We start from the raw sequence: 20,385 nt of genomic DNA, 5'->3' as shown, positions 1-20,385 counted from the left end.
GTTCATCACCTCGTTAGCTGATTTTTACCCTGGTAAACCACCAGTCGGCGGCACCGGATATGGGATCTATATCGTCGGACATGATTTCCTTGGCGTTGACGCCCTTGTCCTCGGCGTACCGGGTGTAAAACTCGTGGCCGAACCCGATCGGAATGGCCACCGCACCGGGAGCGATTGTTTTGGTGATGTGCACCTTCACGCTGCCGATCTCGCCCCGTGCGGACTCGATATCGATCCTCGAGCCCTCGGAAACTCCTTCCCGCTTCGCCGTTTCGGGATTCATCATCACCCACAGCTTGGCGCCCGTGAGGGTCACCGAGTCGAGGCCCTTGAGCACGTAGGGGAGCGCGAGCCCGTCGCCGTCGCCTACCATGGGCGCCTCGATGGGAAGGAGTGCGAGCGGGTAGTTTTTGTCGCCGATTTTCTTCGAAAATTCGGCAAGGTAGGCCTTGAAGAGCTCGACCGGGAAGGTGAAGTTCCCCGCGGCCTTTACGTTCTGCCGGCCGATGAGCGAAAAAACGTCTTTACGGCCCGTCCACGGGAAGGCGCTCTCAAGCCCCTTCACCGCCTTCGCTATGGCGAGCAGCGCGTCGACCGGATGCATCGCCCTGAAGCGCGGCCCTACCGGTTCGCCCTCTATCGGCGAAATGGTCGGAAGCACGTAGTCGGCGTATGCCGCCGAGTCGTTGAGGAGCGGCAGCAATGCCACCACCATGGTGTCCTTTTTAAGCTTTTCGGCGAACGCCTTGCCGTACACGCTGCGGTGCACCGGGTTCGCCTCGTTTATGAAAATGAGGTCGGCCGCGCCGTTCTTGATGAAATCGTCGAGCCCCCTGGCGCCCGCCGCGTTGACCGCGACTTCGCCGAGGCCCGCGTAATCCACAAGCAACACGCCGCCCCTGCGGCCGAGACTTCCCGCCAGGCTGTTAAGCGCCTGTACGGCGGCAAACTCGACGGTTGAGGATGAGACGGCCGACGCGCCCCTGCCGGCGACGGCTATCGGGTTGCGCGCAGAGGCGAATTCCCTGGCGATCTCCCTGATGGCGTCCACGCCGACACCGGTGATTTCGGCGACCCTTTCGGGCGCATAGTCATTGATGACGATCTGCGACCACTGGGCGAAGTTGGCGCCGCCGGAGCGCCTGCCCATGGCGATGAGCTGGTTGGCGATGCCCAGCGCGAGGACCGTTTCGGTCCCGGCGTTGACCGGCACCCACCTGTCGGCCATCGAAGCGCTTCTGGTGCATGCCGTGTCGATCTGTACGTAGCGCGCCTTGCGCTCTTTCCAGCCCACGAGGGCCTTGTTCATCCTGCCCGGGTCTCCCCAGCCCTCGACGAGCCGCGCGCCGAAGCTCAGTATGAAATCGGCGTTCTCGAAGTCGTAGTAAATTGAGCCGGACTGACCCTGGGTGAGGCGGGTGGCCGCGGCCGACAGGGTGTTCAGACAGGGCTCGCTGTAGACATTGGGGCTTCCCGAGGCCCTGACGAGGCGCTTCAGTATCTCGCCGGAGGCGAAGGCGGCGGAGCCGCTCACGGCGGCGATCCGTGTGGCATTACCGCTCGACCGTAGTCCGTCGATTTTCGCGGCGATGTCCTTTATGGCCTCTTCCCAGCTTACCGGGGCGAACTTGCCCGAACCCTTTTTGCCGATCCTCTTGAGCGGGTTTTTAATGCGTTCGGGATGATAGAGCATCTGTATGGCAAGCTGTGGTTTGTAGCAGCCGGTATTGGCGGTTTCAACCTTCACGGCGCGGTTTCCGATCATCCGCACTAAAAGGGCGCAGGCGCTCGGGCAGAGCAGGCAGCGGCCCTGCAGGTATTTCTCTTCGCCGGGGGCGGGTACGAACTGGTCCTGCGTCCACTCGACAAGCCACTGCAGGCCGAGGAAGGGCGCGCCCGAAAAGAGCGTTCCAACGGTCGCGCCGGCGAGGGCGCCACCCGCCATCATTATAACTTCACGTCTCTCAAGCTTTTCCATGGATTGAATTACTCCTCATTCGATATTTGATCGTGGCGTGCCGTTCGCTTAATCGTGGCAGACCGCACAGGTGTTGCTGATCTTGAGCGCGGTGTGGCAGTCCATACACTGGCCCATCGGCATTTTGCCTGTTATCTTCGCACTCGTCATCGAATTGGCCTTGCCGCCGTGGCACGAGTCGCAGCGGGCCGTCTTGGTATTCTTCATCACCGCAATGTGGCTGAAATACACCAGGTCGGGCTGCTTAACCCAGGAAGTCCAGGGCTTGTCCGTGTCCTTGTAGCCTTTGAAGAGGGCCTTTTCCTTGATGGTATTCCCGTCGTGACACATCTTGCAGTCGCCAACCGTCGGGATCCCCTTAAACCTGCCGTTATCGTCGTAGCCGTGGCAGAGTTCGCAGTCCGACGCGTTGTACCTGGTGACATGGGAATTATGGTTGAACGGGAGGAGCTTTTCGGCCTGGACGCTCATTGCGCGGTCGCAGGCTGCCTGAAACACTATGAATGAACCGTAGGTAAAGACAACAAAGGGGAGGAAGAAAAGCAGTAATGATCGTAGCCGTTTCACACACTGTCTCCTTTATTCTTAAAAGATGATAAGGGGCCCCGGAGGCCGACTGCTCTATGTTGAATATGAAAAAGAACATGAATTATTAAAGAAAAATAGACCTTCAATCCTCGTTCCGATATTCGCGCCGGGGCGGGTTATGTCAACAAAAATATGGCGGGAAAAGAGCTAAAAATGGGATGGATATCACGGCATCGTGACCCCATGTACGGGTCAGTGGCGGTATTCCCGTAAGCGACCGGTCGGCCGCTCAGGCGCCCATAAGCTCCTTCGCTTTGGCCACGCCCGTCACTGCGTCGGCGGCGTAGTGCGCGCCGATGCGTTGGGCGTACTCTTCGGTGACCACCGCGCCGCCGATGAGGAGCTTCGCGCCAAGCCCATCTTCACGCACACGCTGTGCGATAACGCTCATCTCGTTCATCGTGGTGGTGAGGAGCGAGCTGAGGCAGATGAGGTCGGCGCCGGACTCCTTCGCCGCGGCGACCACCTCCTCGGAGGGCACGTCCTTGCCGAGGTCCATCACCTCGAATCCGTGGTTTTCGAGCATCATCGCCACGATGTTCTTTCCGATATCGTGCACGTCGCCCCGTACGGTGCAGATCACCACTTTGCCGAGCTTCCGCGAGGCGGTCCTTGAAAGGAGCGGTTTCAGTACGGTGAAACCCTTTTTCATGGCGTTCGCCGAGGCGATCATCTGCGGGAGGAAGTACTCGCCGCCGGAGTACAGCTCGCCCACGCGCTCGAGGCCCTTTATCAGCCCGGAGTTCATAATCTCATCGGGGGTATGCGCGGCGAGTGCCGATTCCACGGTCACCGCGATGGCGTCGTTGTCGCCGTCCAGCACCATGGCGAGGATGGTTTCTATGGGCCCCGAGGCTGTGCGTGCGGCCGGTTTGGAACCGGCATCGGCATCTTTCCCGCTCATGAAGGCGATGTAGCGGGATGCGCCGGGGTCGGAACCGGTGAGAAAGTCGAGCGCGTGGCGCTCCTCCGCCGAGTATCCGGAGATTTCGCGCACCCCCGAGGGGTTGATGATGGCCGCGGTAAGTCCCTTTTGGCGTGCCAGGTGCAGAAAGACGGTGTTGATGTGCCTGCGCGCCGGCAGGCCGAACGATATATTGCTGAGCCCGAGGCTCGTCTTGATCCCCCTTTCCGCGAAATGCCCGATGACCTTGAGCGTCTCCATGGCCGCGCCGGGCTCGGCGCTCTCGGCGAGCATGAGCGGGTCGATGAAGACGCGCTGTGGTCCGATGCCCCGACGCCCAAGCTCCGCGAGGATGCGCTCGCCGATGGCGATGCGCTTTTCGGCCTCGCGGTGAATTCCGCCCTCGTCCATGCAGAGCGCCACGGTGAAGAAGCCGTAGCGAGCAACAAGCGGGGCGACCGTTTCCAGACTCTTCCCCTTGCCGCTTATGGAATTGACGATGCCCGAGCCGGGATAGAGCGCAAGCGCCGCCTCGAGCACCGCCGGATTGTCCGAGTCGATCATGAGGGGCGTCCTGACGCCCGTTGAAAGAATGCGCAGGCATTCGCGCATGGCGGCCGGTTCGTCGATGCCGGGGACGCCCACGTTGATGTCGAGCACATGCGCGCCCTCGTCCACCTGCCTGCGCGATTCCTCGCGGAGAAAGGCGAACAGCCCGGTCTTAAGCTCTTCGGCGAACTTTTTGCGGGCGGTCGGGTTAAGTCGCTCGCCGATGACGACGAGCCCCTCGTGTTTTCTCGTGTCGATCGCGGTGAAGCGGCCGGTGATATATGAAAAGCTCCTTTTCCCGCGCAGTGCGCTTCCGGAAACATCTTTAAGACGGTCTTTCAGCGCGCGGATGTGCTCGGGCGTGGTGCCGCAGCAGCCGCCGATGACCTTTATGCCCAGGTCGGCGAAGATCATCGAAAGCCCGGCGAAACGCTCCGGCGAGAGCGAGTAGAAGGTCTTTCCGTCCTGGATTTCAGGAAGCCCGGCGTTCGCCCACACACTGAGCGGCACACCGATTTCACTGAGAAGACCGATGTGCGATTTGTACAGGCCGACGAGCCCGTCGGGCCCCATGCTGCAGTTGGCGCCGACCGCGTCCGCGCCCGCCTGCGCGAGCGATGCGAGCGCAGCGAGCATGCCGGTGCCGCTGATGGTCTTTCCGTTCTCCTCGAAGGTCATGCTGGCGATGACGGGCAGGTCGGTGATGTCTTTAACCGCTCGCAGGGCCGTCTTTGCCTCCAGGAGGTCGCTCATGGTCTCGATGATGAAGAGGTCAACACCGCCCTCGGCGAGCCCGCGCGCCTGCTCGGCGAAGGACTCGTAGAGCTCGTCCACGCGCGTCTCGCCGAGCGGCTCGGCGAGACTGCCGGAGGGGCCGATGGAGCCCGCCACGTACACGCCCCGCGGCGCGGCCGTGGCGCGAGCGAGAGCGGCCGCCGCGCGGTTGATCTCGCGGCAGCGTCCGCTAAGCCCGTACTCGGCGAGCTTGAGCCGGCTTCCGCCGAAGGTGTTGGTTTCGATGATATCGGCCCCGCACGAGACATAGGCGCCGTACACGCGCTCTATGACGTCGGGCCGCTCCAGGTTCAGCATCTCCACGCAGCCCCGGTAGTCGGGAAGGTGGCGGAATATCTCGGTGCCCATGGCGCCGTCGAGCACCAGGGGATCGGCGTTGTGGAGTCGGTCGATAAAGTTCATCGCGTGGCGTTCCGGTTAAATGAAATTTCCCGCGCTCGGCCGCGGGAGGGGAGGCAGTATGCGCCATGCGGGCGCGTGAGGTCAATTATTTTATCGGGTTCAGTCGTACTCGTACGCGCCGATGGACCAGGGGACGGTGCGCGGGTTCTCGTCCTTGTCGTCATCCAGAAATCCGGTAAGATCGGCTCCACCTTCCCATACAACCAGAGGCGGGGCGAGTATCCGGAAATCGGCGTCGAGGGTAAGTGGCACCGATATATTGAATTGGGCCGGCCCCCCCTGTGTTGTGTTCAGGGGATCATTAAGCTGGTTCCAGTCGACAATGTCGTCAACGATACCGGCCGGGTCATCGTCGTGGTATAGGATGGGACAGTCGAAGATGTTATTGTTTGTAAAAAAAACAGGATCTGAGTTAGAGGGGTTACCCTCCACAATTCCCACTCTTTGAGGCGCCGAACCGGATATGAAGATGATGTTGTTCCGTATCAGCGGGGCGGCGTTGAATATGCGGATGCCGTACGAGCCGGTATCGGCCGTGCCGCCGTCGATCGTGTTGTTGAAAATGCTGGCGTCCGAATTCGCCGCAAGCCGTATGCCGAAGGAGTAGTCGGTCGTTGCCCCCCCGCCTGCACGAACGGCGTTGTTCAGGATCCAGATTGGCGAATTGCTGCAGTAAACACCGACAGAGGAAGCCGATCCGTTTCCGGGGAAAATATCGTTGCCGTTCAGCACGACATTGATGCAGTCCTCGTTATGGATGGCGTAGCTGGCGGTGGCGGAATCGCTCGCTATCCGGTTTCCGATGATTACCGGTTCGGCGCCGTTTGTGTTGTAGATTCCGCGTGAAGTGTTGGCGGCTGGACCGCCGTATATGGTGTTGCCTGCGATTATTGGATCGGTTGAAGCGTTCGTATTGCATACGCCGTTCGCGGTGTCCGAACTGGTCACCAGGGATCCATAAATGGTATTTGCGGTGATGGTCGGTGTCGCGCCGGTGGAATTATAGATGCCATAGGCATTGACCGCGATGAAGGAGGCGCCGATTATGATATTAAACTGAATGTTCGGGGACGAATTCAGATTGTGAATGCCGTAACTGGTCCCGATGTCGGTGCCGACGATCGTGTTATTAGATATTCTTGGATTGGAGTTGTTCTCGTTGGAAAACGCGGTCGGGCCGAAAATTACGAATCCTTCTACGACAGTTGCCGAGGATATCGGCCCGGTGCCGCGGATTGCCGGTGCGGCGGTGTATATAATTTCGGTGCAGTATGGACTTCCCGTATCGCGCGCCGCGGGCGTTACGCTGCGGTCGTTCCAGTCGCCCGGGCGGAAACCTCCGTACAGGGAAATCCCCTCGATAAGCGTTATCTCCGCTGGAATCGAATAGGTGCCGGCCTCCACGAAGACCGCGTGAAGTCCATTAGAAGCCGCCTGTGTTGTCCCGTTCTGAATGGTCGCATAGGGATTGTCCGGGCTTCCGTCACCGGTTACATCGCTTCCGGTGGTGCTCACGTACATGCCGACGGGGAAGGAGGGCGGAAGCGTACCCGAGGACGATCCGCCTTTGAGCTCGCTCCAGTAATTCTCGCCGCCGCAGGAGCCTGTCGTCACCGCCGTCGCGAAAGCGAGGAGAAGGAAGGTGCGTTTATATTGTGCAATGAGTTTCATCATGGTTTCCTGCCGGTGCGCCTTACGGAAAGTCAGGTACGGTCGCCGTGAGCGTTCTTGGATATCCCGCCGGTGAACCGCTTTGCAGTGTCGTCAGGTCGCCCGTAAAGTGAATGAAGTCGCAATCGATGTCGGCCCTGACGTGAAGTTCGTTGGTTGGATCGAGGTCGTCCGGATCATTAACGAATGCGAGCACCTTGTCGGAATCGATCGTGTCCACCAAACTATCACCGGAAAGCACATCGCCCATGAAACGGGCAAAGACGCGCTGGCTGAGCTCGACCCCGTTCTCGTTCTTTAGCCGTATCCGGTAGCGTGCGATATCGGTAAGGCCGAACACGGTAACGCGCACCTGCGTATGCGCCGCGTCCATGCTGACGGAAAACGGCGGGTCGCACACCGCGGCGGCGTTGGTGCGGCCGATGAAGTCGATATTCGCCGGGCCGATCGACGCCGGGTCGACGGGCTCGGGGAGCACGGCGACGATGGTGATCATGTTCGCGTTCCGCGGCTCGGTGAACGATCCGTCCGCGGCGATCTCGAGCGGCAGTGAAACGCCCGCGTGCTGCGTCACGGAGTACCAGCGGATCTCCCCGTCGGCGGCCTCGAGGATCTCCCCGAAATCCTGCACCTCGCACGACAACAGCGTCGCGACGAGAAGGAGCGGCGGTAGATACAGCAGGCGATTGGGGAACAGTCGTATCGATTTCATCGTTTCCGGTAATACCGTGTAATCGTCGGCTCAATGCAAATAATTATTATCAAGGCATGTAAATATACAATGAACAGCGCCACTTACAGCCGCACCCCGGCCCGCAGGGTCATCTTCAGGGCGTTGACGCCGCCTCCCTGATCAATATAATAATAACCGGCCAGCGCTTCGACAAATAAACCGGCGTACACGCGCAATTCCAGACCGCCCCCGGCGGTATAGTAGGTATCCTCGGTCCAGATTGTTTTCGGCGATAAAGTAAAGGGATCTTCATACTCAAGCTTCGATGCCGCGATGCCTCCGCCGGCTTTCAGTAGAAGATTGACCGGGAAGGCGAAGTCGGTGGTGAAAAGAAGGCTCGCCCCGTTCAGATACGAGGTCATGCCTTCGGCTCTTCCTTTGCCCTCGAATTCCGCGTACACGAAATCGAAGGAGAGGCCCGCGAAGCGCATAAGGCCGCGCATTCCCTGCAGGGCGAGGCTCGCGTCGATCCCGTTGAGGGTCTCACGCTTCACGTACCCGAAGTCGCCAAGGAGCGTTACGTACGGAATCCCGGCCGAAATCCGAACGGCCACGGGAAGCACCGCCGACGATGTCTGCGTGATGGCGCCCTTGCGCGTTTCGACCGCCTCCCAGTTGAAAAGCATGCCGCCCGAAAGGAACGCATCGACGCTCGCAAGGGCCTTTCGCGAGAGCATGATGTTTTGGTACTCGACGCCGCCTTCAATGAAAAATCCCAGTGGCAGGGAATACTCCAGCGCGAGCCCCGCCCCCCAGTACGGCCTCCCCGACCAGGAGACCGTTTCCTGGCCGGAGGCATCATCGTAAAGCAGGCGCGAAAAGGCCATGCCGCCGCCGCCGCGGACTAAAAGCGCCGTCGAAGTTCCGAGCGGCATGCGCGCGTACGCGCCGAGGCCCGCCATGAGCGGTATCAACGAGGAGGCCGCGCCGGAGCCGCGGTAGCCGAGCGCGCGCAGATCGGCCTCGATCCCGCCGTAGCGGCGAAGGCCGCTCGTGCCGGTAAGGCCGACGCGAAGCGACGCGCCAAGTGCGGGGTTGAGGAATTCGTCCCAGGGCGCCAGCGGAATCGAAAAGTGCAGTCCGGCCGCCATGCGCATGAGCGTGCCTTCGGTCACCTGGCGGTACGAGGGCCTCTTTGCGATCTCGAAATCCTCCCGTCCGGATTCTGAATGAGGCTTGTTGAATTTGTTGATGGCGATGATGTTGATCGAATACTTCCCCGGCGCCAGCGAGAAACTCACCCGGTTGGTCTCCACTGTCTCTTTTAAAACAATCGAGCCCTTTTCGTCGCGGATCATCACTTCATAGCGTATCGCGCCCTCCACGGCCTCCCAGGCGATAGAGGCTTTGCCGGCGGAGGCTGGGCTTTCAGCGGCGTGGGTCTTTGCATTGAACGATGCGATCAGGCATATGCAGAGGACAAAGGCGGCCGGCCATGACTGGATCGGTCTATTCGACATAGATCTTCCGTGGCGATTGTATTTCCGGTTTCCGGGCCGCGCCGCCGAGCGTTATGCTGAAGCGCGAGCGCACCTCGGGGCTCCGGCGCGCGACGGTACGGCCCCCGCTGACCTCCAGCGCCTGCAGCGTCCAGTAGAAGTCGCCCACGTCGAGTCTTTCAAGCTCGGTCATGGCGATCGCGGTATCGCGGGTCTCTTTGGTGAGAATATTGTTATGTATTCCTTTCTTCACGTGGTACAGCCCTATCCGGTACTGCGTGGCGTCCTTTACCGGCCTCCAGCGGAAATTGAGCGCATCGCTGTCGCGCATGTCCACAATATTTCCGTCCGCGGGCGAGAGTACTTCGGGCCGGGGCAGGGGCCGGCGGACGCCCAGAAGGCGCGGCGCGCTTCTCATCAGCTCGTTGCCTTCATCGTCGAGGAGCAGCACGCGCCATGCGTAATCCCCGGGCTCGATGTCGTCCAGTGTGACTACGGTGCCGTCGATTGTGCGCTCGCGATAACCGGCGGCGAACGACGCATCGCGTGCCACCTGGAGCCGGTAGCGACCGGCAATTCCGCTCCGCCTCCACGCAAAATCGACCGATGCGTTTTCCGCCGGCGCCTCGGGCGCGACAATGGCACCTTCGGCCGGGCCGACAAGCGTGATGTCCCCGGTCTCGACGACGCGAAACCCGCGCGAGGCCGACGGAGGCGTGGAGGTCTTTTCGTCTATTATGCCGACGGCCCGCCAGTAGTACGCGCCCGGCTCGAACGCCCGTGCGAAACGCATAACGTTGCCGCGCGCATCGCCGGTATGGACGATTTGCGCAAACGCCCGGTCGCGGGCGATCTCGACGCGCGTGAGAGGGTGGTCGGTGTTCTTCTTCCAGGTGAACGCCGCGGCCTCGCGTTCCAGCGCGAGGCGGTTGACGGCCGCCCCCTCGACGGGATAGACGAGTTCCGGCGCCACCGGCGTATCGCTTCGTTCGACCACGAGACGGCGCAAAGCGCCGGTATCCTTAATCTGTTTGCCCCCGGCCGATATGGTCCTTTCGACCCGCCAGAAATAGGTGCCCAGGGCGAGATCGTCGACCGCGATGGACGTTCCGGCAATGCTTACCGATTTGATTTGGTTTTCCATCTTCGCGTCGCGAAAGACCGAAAGGGTTGACATGCCCCCCGCGGCGTTTTCGGACCATCGGAACAGGATGATGGGTGCGTTCAGCGTATACCGGACAACCGCCCCGTCGGACGGGGTTATCGGCACGAGCGGTTCTCTTTTCAGTAACACCAGGCGGCGGCTTTCGCTTACCTCGATCTTGCCGGTCGCACGATCGGCGGTGCGCACGCGCCAGTAGGATATGCCTTCGGGCAGCGCCAGCGTCGCGGCTTTTCCGGCAACGGGCCGGGCGCCGGTGATGGACGCGAACGACTGGTCAGCGGCCGTTTCGAGCCAGGCCTGACCCGCGCCCAGGGCCGGTTCCCATGAGAACGCGATCGTCGCTTTACCGGCGGGCGTGAAGAAGTATTCGTTTGGTCCCGGCGAGGACAGCCGTATCGTAAGATTGAAGACGCGCACGTCGTCCGCAACCACGATGCGCTGGTCGGTCGCCACGTCTTTTTCGCTCTCGCCCAATTTGACCCGGGCGCTTCCCCTGTTCAGAGTAAGGTCGAGCCCCTCGCCCCTGCCGCGCGACAGGTTCAGCGCGCCTTCACCGAGCGCGACGACGGCGCCTCCCGCAGTGATGTTGAGCTTTTTGTCCGCATTGTCACGGTTGGCCGCGATCGAGCCGCGCGTGAAGTCGACGCTTACGTCGTCCTTCGTCATGGCGAGCAGAATCATGCTGTTCTCGTTTAACGCGATCTCAGTGCCGTCCTTGAGCTTTATGACGGCCTCGGACATGTCGGAAGTGCGGATGGAGTCGTAATTGTAGACCGGGATGTTCTGGGCGAGATCGTCCCAGACGACCTGCGACGCGTACTTGCGCTGGGCTGTCTGCCGTTTGAACGTGATGGTGCCGATCTCTTCGTTATGCGCGACGCCCTTTCCTCCCCTCATGTCGAGGTACAGGAGGAGGGAAAAGACGGCGATGATGACGGCGCCCGCGGCCGGAACGAGTACGTTAGTGTTCAACGATCTCATATTTCAATTCGCTCCCCGCCGGCAACTCCTCGAGGGCCTGCCCGGCGGTTTCGGGCGGCGTAATTATTCCGGCATGCGCGCGGAGCTCTTCGACCGAGGCGGGCCTGCCCGGATCGTCGAGCCTTCCCATCACGGCGTATATCCGCTGAGGCTTTTCCTTGCCCTTTACTTTTATGGCCTGCATGGGGACGACGGAAAAGACGCCCTTCACCAGCTCGTACGAGTCCTCGCTTATCAGGATGTCGGTGCCGAGGGGCCTGGTGAGCGACTCGATGCGCGAGGCGAGGTTCACCGCGTCGCCGATGATGGTGTACTCCATGCGGTCGTCCGAACCGATCTGGCCGGCGAGCACGAGACCGGTGTTAACGCCGCAGCCGATGTTGATGACCGGTTTCCCCGGGCTGCCGCGGTCGCTATTGAATTCGACAAGCGATTTCCGCATCAAAAGCGCGCTATTGATGGCGTCCTCGGTGTCATTGCCCCTTGAAACGGGCGTTCCCCATACCGCCATGATCGCGTCGCCGATAAACTTGTCGACGACGCCGTTGGTGAGGTTGACGCACTCGACCATGCGCGTCAAATACTGGTTAAGGAACTCTACCACCTCCTCCGGCTGGAGCTTCTCGGAAATGGAGGTGAATGAGCGGATATCCGTGAACAGTATCGCCACCGTCTTGCGCTCGCCTCCGAGGGCGAGCGAGCCGCGCATGGCGGCTTCCGCGATATCCTTGTTCACGAACTTGCCGAAAGCTGACTTGATCTTCTCGCGCTCCTCCAGGCCCCGGCCCATTTCGATGAACGAGGCGGTGAGCTCGCCGATCTCGTCGCGCGTGGTTGGCAGGATGTCGACCCGGTAGTCACCCTCCTTTATTTTCTTTGTCGCCCATACAAGGTCTATGATTGGCGTGGTGATGGTGTTGCCGAAATAGAAGATTATCAAAACGACGACAGTAAGGACGATCACCATGATGTAGATATTGCGCCGCTGGATATTATAGACTTCCTCGAAGGCCTTCCGTTCCTCGACGGTGGCGATGACGCCAAGGCCTCCTGTGGATACCTTCCTGAACGAGCCGATGTGGAATACCCTTTTCTCATCGCGATAGCGCGTCTGGCCGTTGTCAATCTTGCTCGTCATCATCATCTTCACGATGGGAAGCTCGATGAAGTTGCCGCCGGAGACGACGATGCTCGTATCCGGGTGCGCGATGACGTCGCCGGCCTCGTTTATCATGAAAACGGTGGTTATACCGCCGCGCGACTGGAATGCCTTCATGAGGTTTTCCGGGCTTACCAGGCAGGCGAGCACCGAGCCCACCCTGCCGGAGGCGTCCCGCTCGAGCGGGACGCCGAGCGCCAGGAGGGGAAGGTTGACCAGCGGCGACACGTTCTGAATGACGGTCTCCCCGTTGAACGATCGGACGATGTTTCCCCCGGTTCCCTTCAGCGCCGTTTCGAGAGACTCCGCGGTCAGTTGCAGCCTGCCCATGAGGGCCGTGTTGCGCGCGGTCCCGGCGAATACGAACGCGGGACCGCCCTGTCCCCGCCGGGCGATTGCGGCGTGGATGATGTAGGGCTCGCCCGCCAGTGCGGCCGCGGCCGGAGCGCCGGCGATTTTTCCGGCGACGAGTTCGGCCCGCTTTATAAGCGTTTCAATGTCACCCTGGGCCTTGAGCGCGACGACCTCGGAGATCTTGTGGTTGTTCTCCTCGACCCTGAGCTTGTTGTCTTCCTTGAAGAAGTAGGTGGCGAGGAAGATCATCCCTGACAGGGAGAGTGTTATGACCAGCGAGATGATCGATATCAGTTTAAAGCGCAGCGATGCGTAGAACGAGCCCGTCTGCGCAACGGCTTTACCGCCCGCTCCGGCGCGGGCCCGACGCCCGGGACGCGGGAGCGTTTCCTCCCCGGACACAGCTTCCGCGGACATCTCCGGTATCGTCTCGGGCGCACCCGCGCGGGGTGCGGCTTCGGCCGCGCCTTCGGACGGTATCCGTTCTTCCGTAGCGAGCGTTTCAGGCTCCGGAAGGGCGGGTTGCTCAACGATGAACGCCTCATCGTACAGCGTGGACTCGGCGGAGATTTCCGGGTATGCCGCGCGGTCTTCATCGATGAATCGTTCGAGCTGAAATTCATAAGGGTCCGGCAGCTCGGTGACCAGCGGTTTCGAGGGCGCATCGTCCCCGGTTTCCGGCCGACTGGTGCCGGCGTCTGCCTGCGGGCCGCGTACCGCGATGGCGTCGAGGATGGCCGGGCCCGACAGGCCCTCGATTTTTGGCAGGCCTTGGGCGAGGGGTTTCAGTTCAATCGAATAATCGGTGCGAAAACGTTCGTACTCCGCGGGGAAGTCCGCTTTTCGCCCCGGCATTTTCTGAAATTCGAGAAGAAAAGAGAGGTCTTCGTCGAGGAACAGCGGATCGTTTCGGGTTTCCCTTACGGTATGGATTGCGTCTTCGAGCGGCAGACCGGTTTTCAGCAGATGGCACAGCAGCACCGTGAGCGCGTGGCTTTCGCCGAATGAAACCACGAGGCAGTCGCCCAGGGTAAGAGCGGCGTTTATATCGCGGACCGCCGCGCGTACCGGGCCGAGCGCGTGCGGGTCCGTGTTCTCAATGTGGTGCGAGACGACCGTAAGCCCTCTGGATTCGAGCCGGCGTACGAGTGCGTTATACTGGCCTGCCTTCACCGGTTTGGACGAGAATATCAACGCAACCGCAATGCCGCCGAAGTCGGCGTCGAACGGAATATCCTTCGCGCCGGAGCCATCGACCGTTTCGAGGTAAATCGTTTTCTTGATAAGGGGCAGTGTGGTATTCATAGTACAATTCGCGGGTGATGGAGAACCCACTGTCTCTATTTTCGATCAATTGGATTCATTACTATACCATTATCGCGGTTATCGAACGCAATTATTTTTAGATCGAACGACCCGACCCCGCCCATCTCTTCGGAAAAGAGACGAGGGATTTGGCAATGATTCCGATGCCGGGATTACCCCGCCCTTTCGTATCAAAGAGCGGGGTCAGGGGGCGTGGTTGCCGGGCCGGCCGTCACAATCCGGCTCATCTCGTCGCGTTTGGTATTTTACGTCCATGTAAAATTGCGGTCATACGGGCCCATTCAATGAAAAAGAGTACGGTCCGGTAATCGTATTCGGTGTATACTGGTTCCGTGCCCGGCCAGCGCTGATGATTGAGTGCCGGACGGAGGCTTTTTAAATGGAAAATCACGTCCTCGCCACTACGCCCGTATCAAACGGGCCGGCCGCCGAAACCCGCTTCCTTTACCAGATGGGAAGGATATTCACCTCGTTTACCCGGATAGAGGACCTCCTCGACGGAGTACTCGGGCTTCTTCGCGCGCACCTTTCAGTCCGGCGCGGCATGATCAGCATCCGCGACCGTACAACCGACGACATTTTCGTCGACGCCTCGGTCGGCTATTCCGACGAGGAGATACGAAGGGGCGTGTACAAACCGGGTGAGGGGATCACCGGCAGGGTGGTCGCCACTGGCGAACCGATCGTGGTTCCGTCAATAGGAAATGAGCCGCTCTTTCTTAACAGGACGCTCGCGCGAACTCCGGGCGATTCGGACTCCATGGCGTTCATATGCGTACCGATTAAAATCGACGTAGACACGGTGGGCACCATTTCCATCGACAAGACGCCCGGGGACGATCCGTCCTTCGCTCGCGACCTGAGCGTGCTTACCACCACGGCCATCATGATCGCGCACGCCGTTCGCAGCCGCGGCGAGCTGCGCCGGCGCGAATCCCAGCTGGAGCAGGAAAATAAGCTCCTCGAGCTCAGGCTGTCGGAGCGGAGGCGTCCGGCGAACATCATCGGCAACTCGGCGGCGATGCACGAGCTCTGCGAAAAGATATTGATGGTTGCGCCGACGGCCTCGACGGTACTGGTTTGCGGAGAAAGCGGCACCGGCAAGGAGCTCGTCGCCAACGCCATACACGAAAACAGCCCGAGGAAGAAAGGGCCGTACGTGCGCATCAACGTCGCGGCTCTCCCCGAAAGCCTGATCGAAAGCGAGCTCTTCGGCCACGAAAAGGGGGCCTTTACCGGCGCAGCCGCGCTCAAGAAGGGGCGCTTCGAGCTCGCCCATGGCGGCACCATCTTTCTCGACGAGATCGGCGACCTGGCCCGGCATCTCCAGGTGAAGCTTTTACGCGCCATCCAGGAAAAGAGCATTGAGCGCCTCGGCGGCGAGAAGACCATTCCCCTCGACGTGCGCATCATCGCGGCCACTCACCGCAACCTCGAGGAGAAGATGGCCCGGGGCGAGTTTCGAGAGGACCTGTATTACCGGTTGAACGTGTTCCCGCTTTACGTTCCGCCGCTGCGCGAACGCAAGGCCGACGTCATCCTGCTGGCCGACCATTTTCTGGAGCGCTTTTCGCGCGGGCACGGAAAGACGATCGGGAGGATAAGCAGCGAGGCCATCGACATGCTTGCCGCGTACCACTGGCCGGGAAACGTGCGCGAGCTCGAGAACTGCGTCGAGCGCGCCGTGATCATGAGCGGAGAGGACGTTATCCGAAGCTATCACCTCCCGCCGTCGCTCCAGATGGCCAGTCCGCCCGCCGCGCCGGTAACGCTCGAGGATATGGTCGACCGATACCGCAGGGAGATCATCATCGACCACCTCAAGATGTCGCGGGGAAATATAACCAGGGCCGCCGAAATGCTCGGCACCACCAAGCGCATCCTCACCTATACCATACACAGCCTCGAGATCGATTACGCGCGCTACAGGTAGCGCGCGTAATCGTTCAGCGCGCGAGCCCGGCCCCGATGGCGCGGGACAGATCGATCGAGCGTTTTTTCAGGTCGGCCGTTTCCGCTCCCGAAAAGCCTTTATCGCGCGAAACGCTTACGGCGCCCACAAGGGCGCCACGATGCATGAGTGGAATGATGAGCTTCCTGCTGCGGTTGAGCACCAGCGTCGAGTCCAGTTTCAGCTCCTCTCCGATTTCGTCGGTGGCGTCGATGGCGTCCACGGCCGCTCCGATGGGCGAATGCGAACCGCCGGCAAATTCGAGGTGCTTCTCGAGAGAGGACATCGATTCATTTATAATGTAAAGCGATACGACCGCATCGGCATAGCGCGATGAGATGGCGGCCAGGGACTCGGCCGCGGGACCGCCAGGGCCGGGGCTTTCGACCGTTTCGGGCCTTTTACCGGCAGGTGTATCCGCCGCGTGCCGCGCGGCCTCCGCCCGGGGCCGGAAAGCGGGCCCCTCGCGCCGCACAAGATAAAGATACAGCGCCGTGGTGAACACCACCGCGAGGATGACGATGAGCGCGATCTCGAGGAGAAGCTTCACCATGAGTTTGCCGCGCAGTTTATACGGAAAGGCGATAAGAAGCCTGCCCGACGGTGTTTCCTTTACGAATATATAGAACTTCGTCTGCTCGAAGTATCGCACCGTGTAGCCGGCGCTTTTCCGGTGAACGAAATCTCCACGGGTGAAGGCGCCGGTTATTTCGTCGAAGAGGTTTCGGTCGCCTATGTAGCGGTCGCTTTTCCCGCCGGCGAGCACCCTGTTCGAGTCGTCGGCCACGGCGAGAAGGGCTACGTTTGCGTGTTCGCGGTTGGTCTCCGCCAGGAACCGGTTGAGGTTGCGGGCGGCGCGGGCTTTTTCCTTTTCGAAGCCGGCGAATGCGATCGCTATGCGGTCGCTCTGCGCCACCAGGGTTTTAACGTACTCGCCTTCAATGGTCCCCGAGCGAAGCGATACATACGCGAAGAGCAGTACGGTGGTCGTAATGATCCCCGCGACTGCCACTTTCGTCTTAATACTCATGGGTGCTCTTCCTGTTGGTTCGGTCGATGCGGCCGGCGGCCGTCTGATGCCTTAATATCATGATCGGGGAATTGCCGCAAGTCGTTTTAGAATAATTTGTGTGGTGGCGGAGATATCCCCCGCAAGACGGCCCCCCATATCCCCAAAGGGGGACAATGACATGTATATGCAGCGTGCCTGATCCTGAGGTCTTTCTGCGGGGATTAAGGAAGCGCTGTAAGAGCCCGCGACTCGATAATCAAAAATTGATATGCCGGCATGGAACATATACGGATGGAAATACACTGCCATGAAAAAGCTCAATTTCGACCTCAAACAGCTCCGCCAATTCTGGTCGTTGTTGAACACCGCAGCTTTACGCTCGCGTCGCGCGCGCTCAGGGTGGGACAGGCGGCCATGAGCAACCGCGTCTCCGCGCTCGAGGAGACGCCCGGCATCGAACTCATACGGCGAAGCAGCAGGGTACTCGCGCTCACCCCGCAGGGCGGGATATTCAAGACTTTCTGCGAGAGGCATTTCGATGAAATCGGGCCGCTTCGAAAGGAGATATCGGACGCGGTCGCGGCGGGGGTGACGGTCGTTGCTTCCAGCATCATCCCTTCCGCCTATGTACTTCCCGCGCTCATATAACGCGGCGTTTCTCCGGCCGACCTTCCGGTTGCGCTGGAATGCACCGCCTCGGAAGGCGTGCGCGAGGCCGTCGCGGCCGGTCTCGGTGTCGGTTTTATCTCCCGCCTCGCGCTCCCCGCGGTGATGATTTCCGAAAAGCTGAAAATCCTGAAGATCAAGGGCTTCACCATACGGCGCGATATTTTCCTCGTATACCGGCATGGAAAAACCCTCTCGCGTCCGGCGGCGCTGCTCGCAGATGAACTGCGGAGATTGTCGCGGAAGAAAGCCTGAATACCCGGCCGGGGCGGCCCCCGCACCGGAGTAATTCAACGCGACCGTATCGGGAAATAAAGCGAAGGCCCTTCCGAGCCCGGCGGCGGGAAAACGCCGCCCGCGATGGATCGCGGGCGGTCGGGGCGCACTCAGAACTCCAGATCTATCACGGTGACATCGACGAGAGGATGGTCATCCAGCACCTTGCGGAATGCGATCACCTCATCGACAGGGCCGGAGATGACTCCCGTTCCCTCAAAGGTGTATTCGTGAACGGGGGAATAGCGCTCGACGCCCTTTGCGTCCTTGTCGACCTTTTCTACCGGCGAGTAATCCTTCAATGAAAGGCCTCCCGGAAGTTTTTCGAGGAGTTTTTTGATGTCCTCGCCGTATTTCCTGCCGTAGGTGATGAACTTGAGCCTGAACGACGCCGCTTTTATCGGCTTTACCGATTTGATGGAACCTTTGTTGAGGCTTTCGCTGTCGTTGAGCCGCTCGACGGACTTTCGGATCTTTTCGAGGAGGTCCGACTCCATCACAATATGGTGAATCTTGTTGCTCAGGCTGATCCATTCCTTCAGAATATCCGACATCGTTTCAGCCTTTACGCCGACCCTGTCGCTGAAAAAGAACGAGGCCTCCTTTCCGCTTCCGGCGACGAATCCCTCGATAAACCCGCGAATAATGCCGTGATGGCCCTCAAAGACCACCTCGCTGTATTGTTTTGCCATGAGTGTTCTCCTTTGCATCATTGATCATTGCGAATTATCGGGACCGCCGCGAATGGGCGGCGGCGCCGAATAATAAAGGCGTCAGAAAAACAGCAGTGTGAGTAAGATGAAAATCGGAATCAGTACCGGAATCGAATACTTGAACATGTAACCGAAGAAGCTCGGCATGGCTATTCCCGACTCTTCCGCGATCGCCTTGACCATGAAGTTGGGCGCGTTTCCGATATAGGTGTTGGCCCCCATGAAGACCGCGGCTGACGAAACCGCCGCCAGATAGGGTACCTGCTCTACGACAAGTTTCGAAACGGCGACCGCCTCCGGCATGCCCGGATAGAACTTGCCGAGCAGGCTGTTAAAGAAGGAAAGGTAGGTCGGGGCGTTGTCGAGGAAGCTCGACAGAATGCCGGTCGCCCAGAAATAATGAGCGGGAGTTTCCACTGCCTTTGTCAGCCATGCGAGCGCGCCCTGTTCGCCAGCCTTGAGGATGGCGAGCGCCGGGATGATCGTCATGAATATGCCGGCGAAGAGATAGGCGACCTCCTTGATCGGGAACCAGCTGAACTCGTTAGCGGAGCGGACCGCTTTTTTCGTTATCCAGAGAGAGAGAAATGCCATGAGCACGAGGATGAAGTCCTTGATGAGGTTGGCAATGCTCTGGTGCACCCCGAGGATGTTAACTTGGCCGAGCTTCGCCTGGTAGACGCCGCTGAACAGTACGCCGCCGATTACGCCGGCGAGGAAAAGGAAGTTTATTCCGCCTTCAATGCTGATGGCCTCTTTCTCGGTGGTCATCGCGGATTTGTCCTCTTTCTTATACAAGTAAGAATCCATCGCGAAGTAGACCGCCATCAGAATGGTCACAATAACGAGCATCTCGGGCAGTATCTTGAAGGTCCAGAAGAAGGGGACCCCTTGCAGAAAGCCGAGGAAGAGCGGGGGGTCGCCCAGAGGTGTGAGGGTGCCGCCGATGTTGCTGACCAGAAAGATGAAAAACACGATGGTATGCGCCTTGTGCTTTCTCCACATGTTCGAGCGTATGATCGGCCTGATGAGGAGCATCGACGCGCCGGTGGTGCCGATCCAGGACGCGAGCGCGGTGCCGATCAGGATGATGAGCGCGTTGACGGCCGGGCTTCCCTTGAGCGTGCCCTTCACGTAGATGCCCCCCGATATGACGAAGAGCGACCACAAAAGGATGATGAAGGGTATGTAGTCGGCGATGTAGATGTGAAGGATCTCGTACATCGCGTCGCCCCTGTAAACGAAGACGAAGGGCACGGCGAACGCAAGAGCCCATGCCGCCGAAATCTTTGGAAAGTGACGGTGCCAGAAATGCGGCGCTACGAGCGGGAAGAGGGCTATGGAAAGCAGGATTCCGGCAAAGGGCAGGGCCGACCAGAGCGGGAGATCTTTACCTAAATTGCTTTCGTGCGCGGCGGCCACCTCCGGGGCGGCAGTCGCATGGGCGCCGGGGTTTTCAACACCCGCGGCGCCATGCCCCGCCGCCAGGCCGATCGATACGGCCGCGGGCGCCAGGTACAACACCGCCACGAGAGCGAGAAAAACAACGAGGACTCTTTTCATGCAATGACTCCTTTCTCCTTTGATAATTCTGTGCCGCCGGTGGGTCATCGGGGATGCCGTGGACCCGCGCCGCCGATTCCGAACGCGGGATGACGCCGGGACGAATCTCCGGCAGCGGTTCTATATATGGTAACGAGTCGTTAAAACGACGGTCCACGTT

Annotated in this window: 14 protein-coding genes; 3 read left to right on the top strand and 11 right to left on the bottom strand. The window is 60.1% G+C overall.

Annotation, left to right across the window (positions count from 1 at the left end; translation table 11 throughout):
- Positions 1-13 precede the first annotated feature (13 nt).
- The 8 genes from VLM75_01105 to VLM75_01070 form a co-directional block, all read right to left on the bottom strand.
- Positions 14-1,978 (bottom strand): molybdopterin-dependent oxidoreductase, encoded by a 1,965-nt coding sequence (locus tag VLM75_01105; GenBank protein ID HSV95510.1) that lies wholly within the window; start codon positions 1,976-1,978, stop codon positions 14-16.
- 48 nt (positions 1,979-2,026) lie between these two features.
- Positions 2,027-2,545 (bottom strand): hypothetical protein, encoded by a 519-nt coding sequence (locus VLM75_01100; protein HSV95509.1) that lies wholly within the window; start codon positions 2,543-2,545, stop codon positions 2,027-2,029.
- A 250-nt stretch (positions 2,546-2,795) separates the two neighbouring features.
- On the bottom strand, positions 2,796-5,216 hold the full coding sequence (locus VLM75_01095; protein HSV95508.1) for a homocysteine S-methyltransferase family protein: 2,421 nt from the start codon (positions 5,214-5,216) through the stop codon (positions 2,796-2,798).
- 99 nt (positions 5,217-5,315) lie between these two features.
- Positions 5,316-6,890, bottom strand: a complete 1,575-nt coding sequence (locus VLM75_01090; GenBank protein ID HSV95507.1) for a right-handed parallel beta-helix repeat-containing protein — start codon at positions 6,888-6,890, stop codon at positions 5,316-5,318.
- 19 nt (positions 6,891-6,909) lie between these two features.
- On the bottom strand, positions 6,910-7,599 hold the full coding sequence (locus VLM75_01085) for a hypothetical protein (protein HSV95506.1): 690 nt from the start codon (positions 7,597-7,599) through the stop codon (positions 6,910-6,912).
- Positions 7,600-7,682: 83 nt separating this feature from the next.
- Positions 7,683-9,080: a hypothetical protein gene (locus VLM75_01080; GenBank protein ID HSV95505.1), complete on the bottom strand. Its 1,398-nt coding sequence runs from the start codon at positions 9,078-9,080 to the stop codon at positions 7,683-7,685.
- Positions 9,070-11,205, bottom strand: a complete 2,136-nt coding sequence (locus tag VLM75_01075) for a FecR domain-containing protein (GenBank protein ID HSV95504.1) — start codon at positions 11,203-11,205, stop codon at positions 9,070-9,072. The genes VLM75_01080 and VLM75_01075 overlap by 11 nt, the downstream gene beginning before the upstream one ends.
- Positions 11,186-14,023, bottom strand: a complete 2,838-nt coding sequence (locus VLM75_01070) for an adenylate/guanylate cyclase domain-containing protein (protein HSV95503.1) — start codon at positions 14,021-14,023, stop codon at positions 11,186-11,188. Before VLM75_01070 ends, VLM75_01075 begins: the two co-directional genes overlap by 20 nt.
- A 400-nt stretch (positions 14,024-14,423) precedes the next feature.
- Here VLM75_01070 and VLM75_01065 point away from each other — a divergent pair, with 400 nt between their 5' ends.
- Positions 14,424-15,977: a sigma 54-interacting transcriptional regulator gene (locus VLM75_01065; GenBank protein ID HSV95502.1), complete on the top strand. Its 1,554-nt coding sequence runs from the start codon at positions 14,424-14,426 to the stop codon at positions 15,975-15,977.
- A 13-nt stretch (positions 15,978-15,990) separates the two neighbouring features.
- Here the strand turns inward: VLM75_01065 and VLM75_01060 are convergent, their stop codons facing one another.
- On the bottom strand, positions 15,991-17,025 hold the full coding sequence (locus VLM75_01060) for a hypothetical protein (protein HSV95501.1): 1,035 nt from the start codon (positions 17,023-17,025) through the stop codon (positions 15,991-15,993).
- A 258-nt stretch (positions 17,026-17,283) separates the two neighbouring features.
- Between VLM75_01060 and VLM75_01055 the strand changes: the two genes are divergently transcribed.
- Together VLM75_01055 and VLM75_01050 are read left to right on the top strand one after the other, a co-directional pair.
- A complete protein-coding gene (locus tag VLM75_01055; GenBank protein ID HSV95500.1) occupies positions 17,284-17,655 on the top strand; it encodes a LysR family transcriptional regulator in 372 nt (123 codons plus the stop codon).
- Between the two features lie 33 nt (positions 17,656-17,688).
- Positions 17,689-17,928 (top strand): LysR substrate-binding domain-containing protein, encoded by a 240-nt coding sequence (locus VLM75_01050; protein HSV95499.1) that lies wholly within the window; start codon positions 17,689-17,691, stop codon positions 17,926-17,928.
- A 131-nt stretch (positions 17,929-18,059) separates the two neighbouring features.
- Here the strand turns inward: VLM75_01050 and VLM75_01045 are convergent, their stop codons facing one another.
- Together VLM75_01045 and VLM75_01040 are read right to left on the bottom strand one after the other, a co-directional pair.
- Positions 18,060-18,641, bottom strand: coding sequence for a hypothetical protein (locus VLM75_01045; protein HSV95498.1), 582 nt, complete (start codon positions 18,639-18,641; stop codon positions 18,060-18,062).
- Between the two features lie 81 nt (positions 18,642-18,722).
- Complete coding sequence (locus tag VLM75_01040; protein HSV95497.1) at positions 18,723-20,225, bottom strand: sodium:proton antiporter; 1,503 nt, start codon at positions 20,223-20,225, stop codon at positions 18,723-18,725.
- Between the last annotated feature and the right edge of the window lie 160 nt (positions 20,226-20,385).

It is taken from the genome of Spirochaetota bacterium, from assembly GCA_035477215.1.
Classification (GTDB): Bacteria; Spirochaetota; UBA4802; order UBA4802; family UBA5368; genus MVZN01.
The sequence above is the reverse complement of the archived record's forward strand: the minus strand, read 5'-3'. Positions and strand labels throughout refer to the sequence as shown.

What these genes read in the sequence shown, in the direction of transcription:
- VLM75_01045 (HSV95498.1), bottom strand. Translation starts at nt 18,641, where the DNA reads ATGGCAAAACAATACAGCGAGGTGGTCTTTGAGGGCCATCACGGCATT.
- VLM75_01105 (HSV95510.1), bottom strand. Translation starts at nt 1,978, where the DNA reads ATGGAAAAGCTTGAGAGACGTGAAGTTATAATGATGGCGGGTGGCGCC.
- VLM75_01060 (HSV95501.1), bottom strand. Translation starts at nt 17,025, where the DNA reads ATGAGTATTAAGACGAAAGTGGCAGTCGCGGGGATCATTACGACCACC.
- VLM75_01095 (HSV95508.1), bottom strand. Translation starts at nt 5,216, where the DNA reads ATGAACTTTATCGACCGACTCCACAACGCCGATCCCCTGGTGCTCGAC.
- VLM75_01055 (HSV95500.1), top strand. Translation starts at nt 17,284, where the DNA reads ATGGAACATATACGGATGGAAATACACTGCCATGAAAAAGCTCAATTT.
- VLM75_01070 (HSV95503.1), bottom strand. Translation starts at nt 14,023, where the DNA reads ATGAATACCACACTGCCCCTTATCAAGAAAACGATTTACCTCGAAACG.
- VLM75_01085 (HSV95506.1), bottom strand. Translation starts at nt 7,599, where the DNA reads ATGAAATCGATACGACTGTTCCCCAATCGCCTGCTGTATCTACCGCCG.
- VLM75_01080 (HSV95505.1), bottom strand. Translation starts at nt 9,080, where the DNA reads ATGTCGAATAGACCGATCCAGTCATGGCCGGCCGCCTTTGTCCTCTGC.
- VLM75_01040 (HSV95497.1), bottom strand. Translation starts at nt 20,225, where the DNA reads ATGAAAAGAGTCCTCGTTGTTTTTCTCGCTCTCGTGGCGGTGTTGTAC.
- VLM75_01065 (HSV95502.1), top strand. Translation starts at nt 14,424, where the DNA reads ATGGAAAATCACGTCCTCGCCACTACGCCCGTATCAAACGGGCCGGCC.
- VLM75_01090 (HSV95507.1), bottom strand. Translation starts at nt 6,890, where the DNA reads ATGATGAAACTCATTGCACAATATAAACGCACCTTCCTTCTCCTCGCT.
- VLM75_01075 (HSV95504.1), bottom strand. Translation starts at nt 11,205, where the DNA reads ATGAGATCGTTGAACACTAACGTACTCGTTCCGGCCGCGGGCGCCGTC.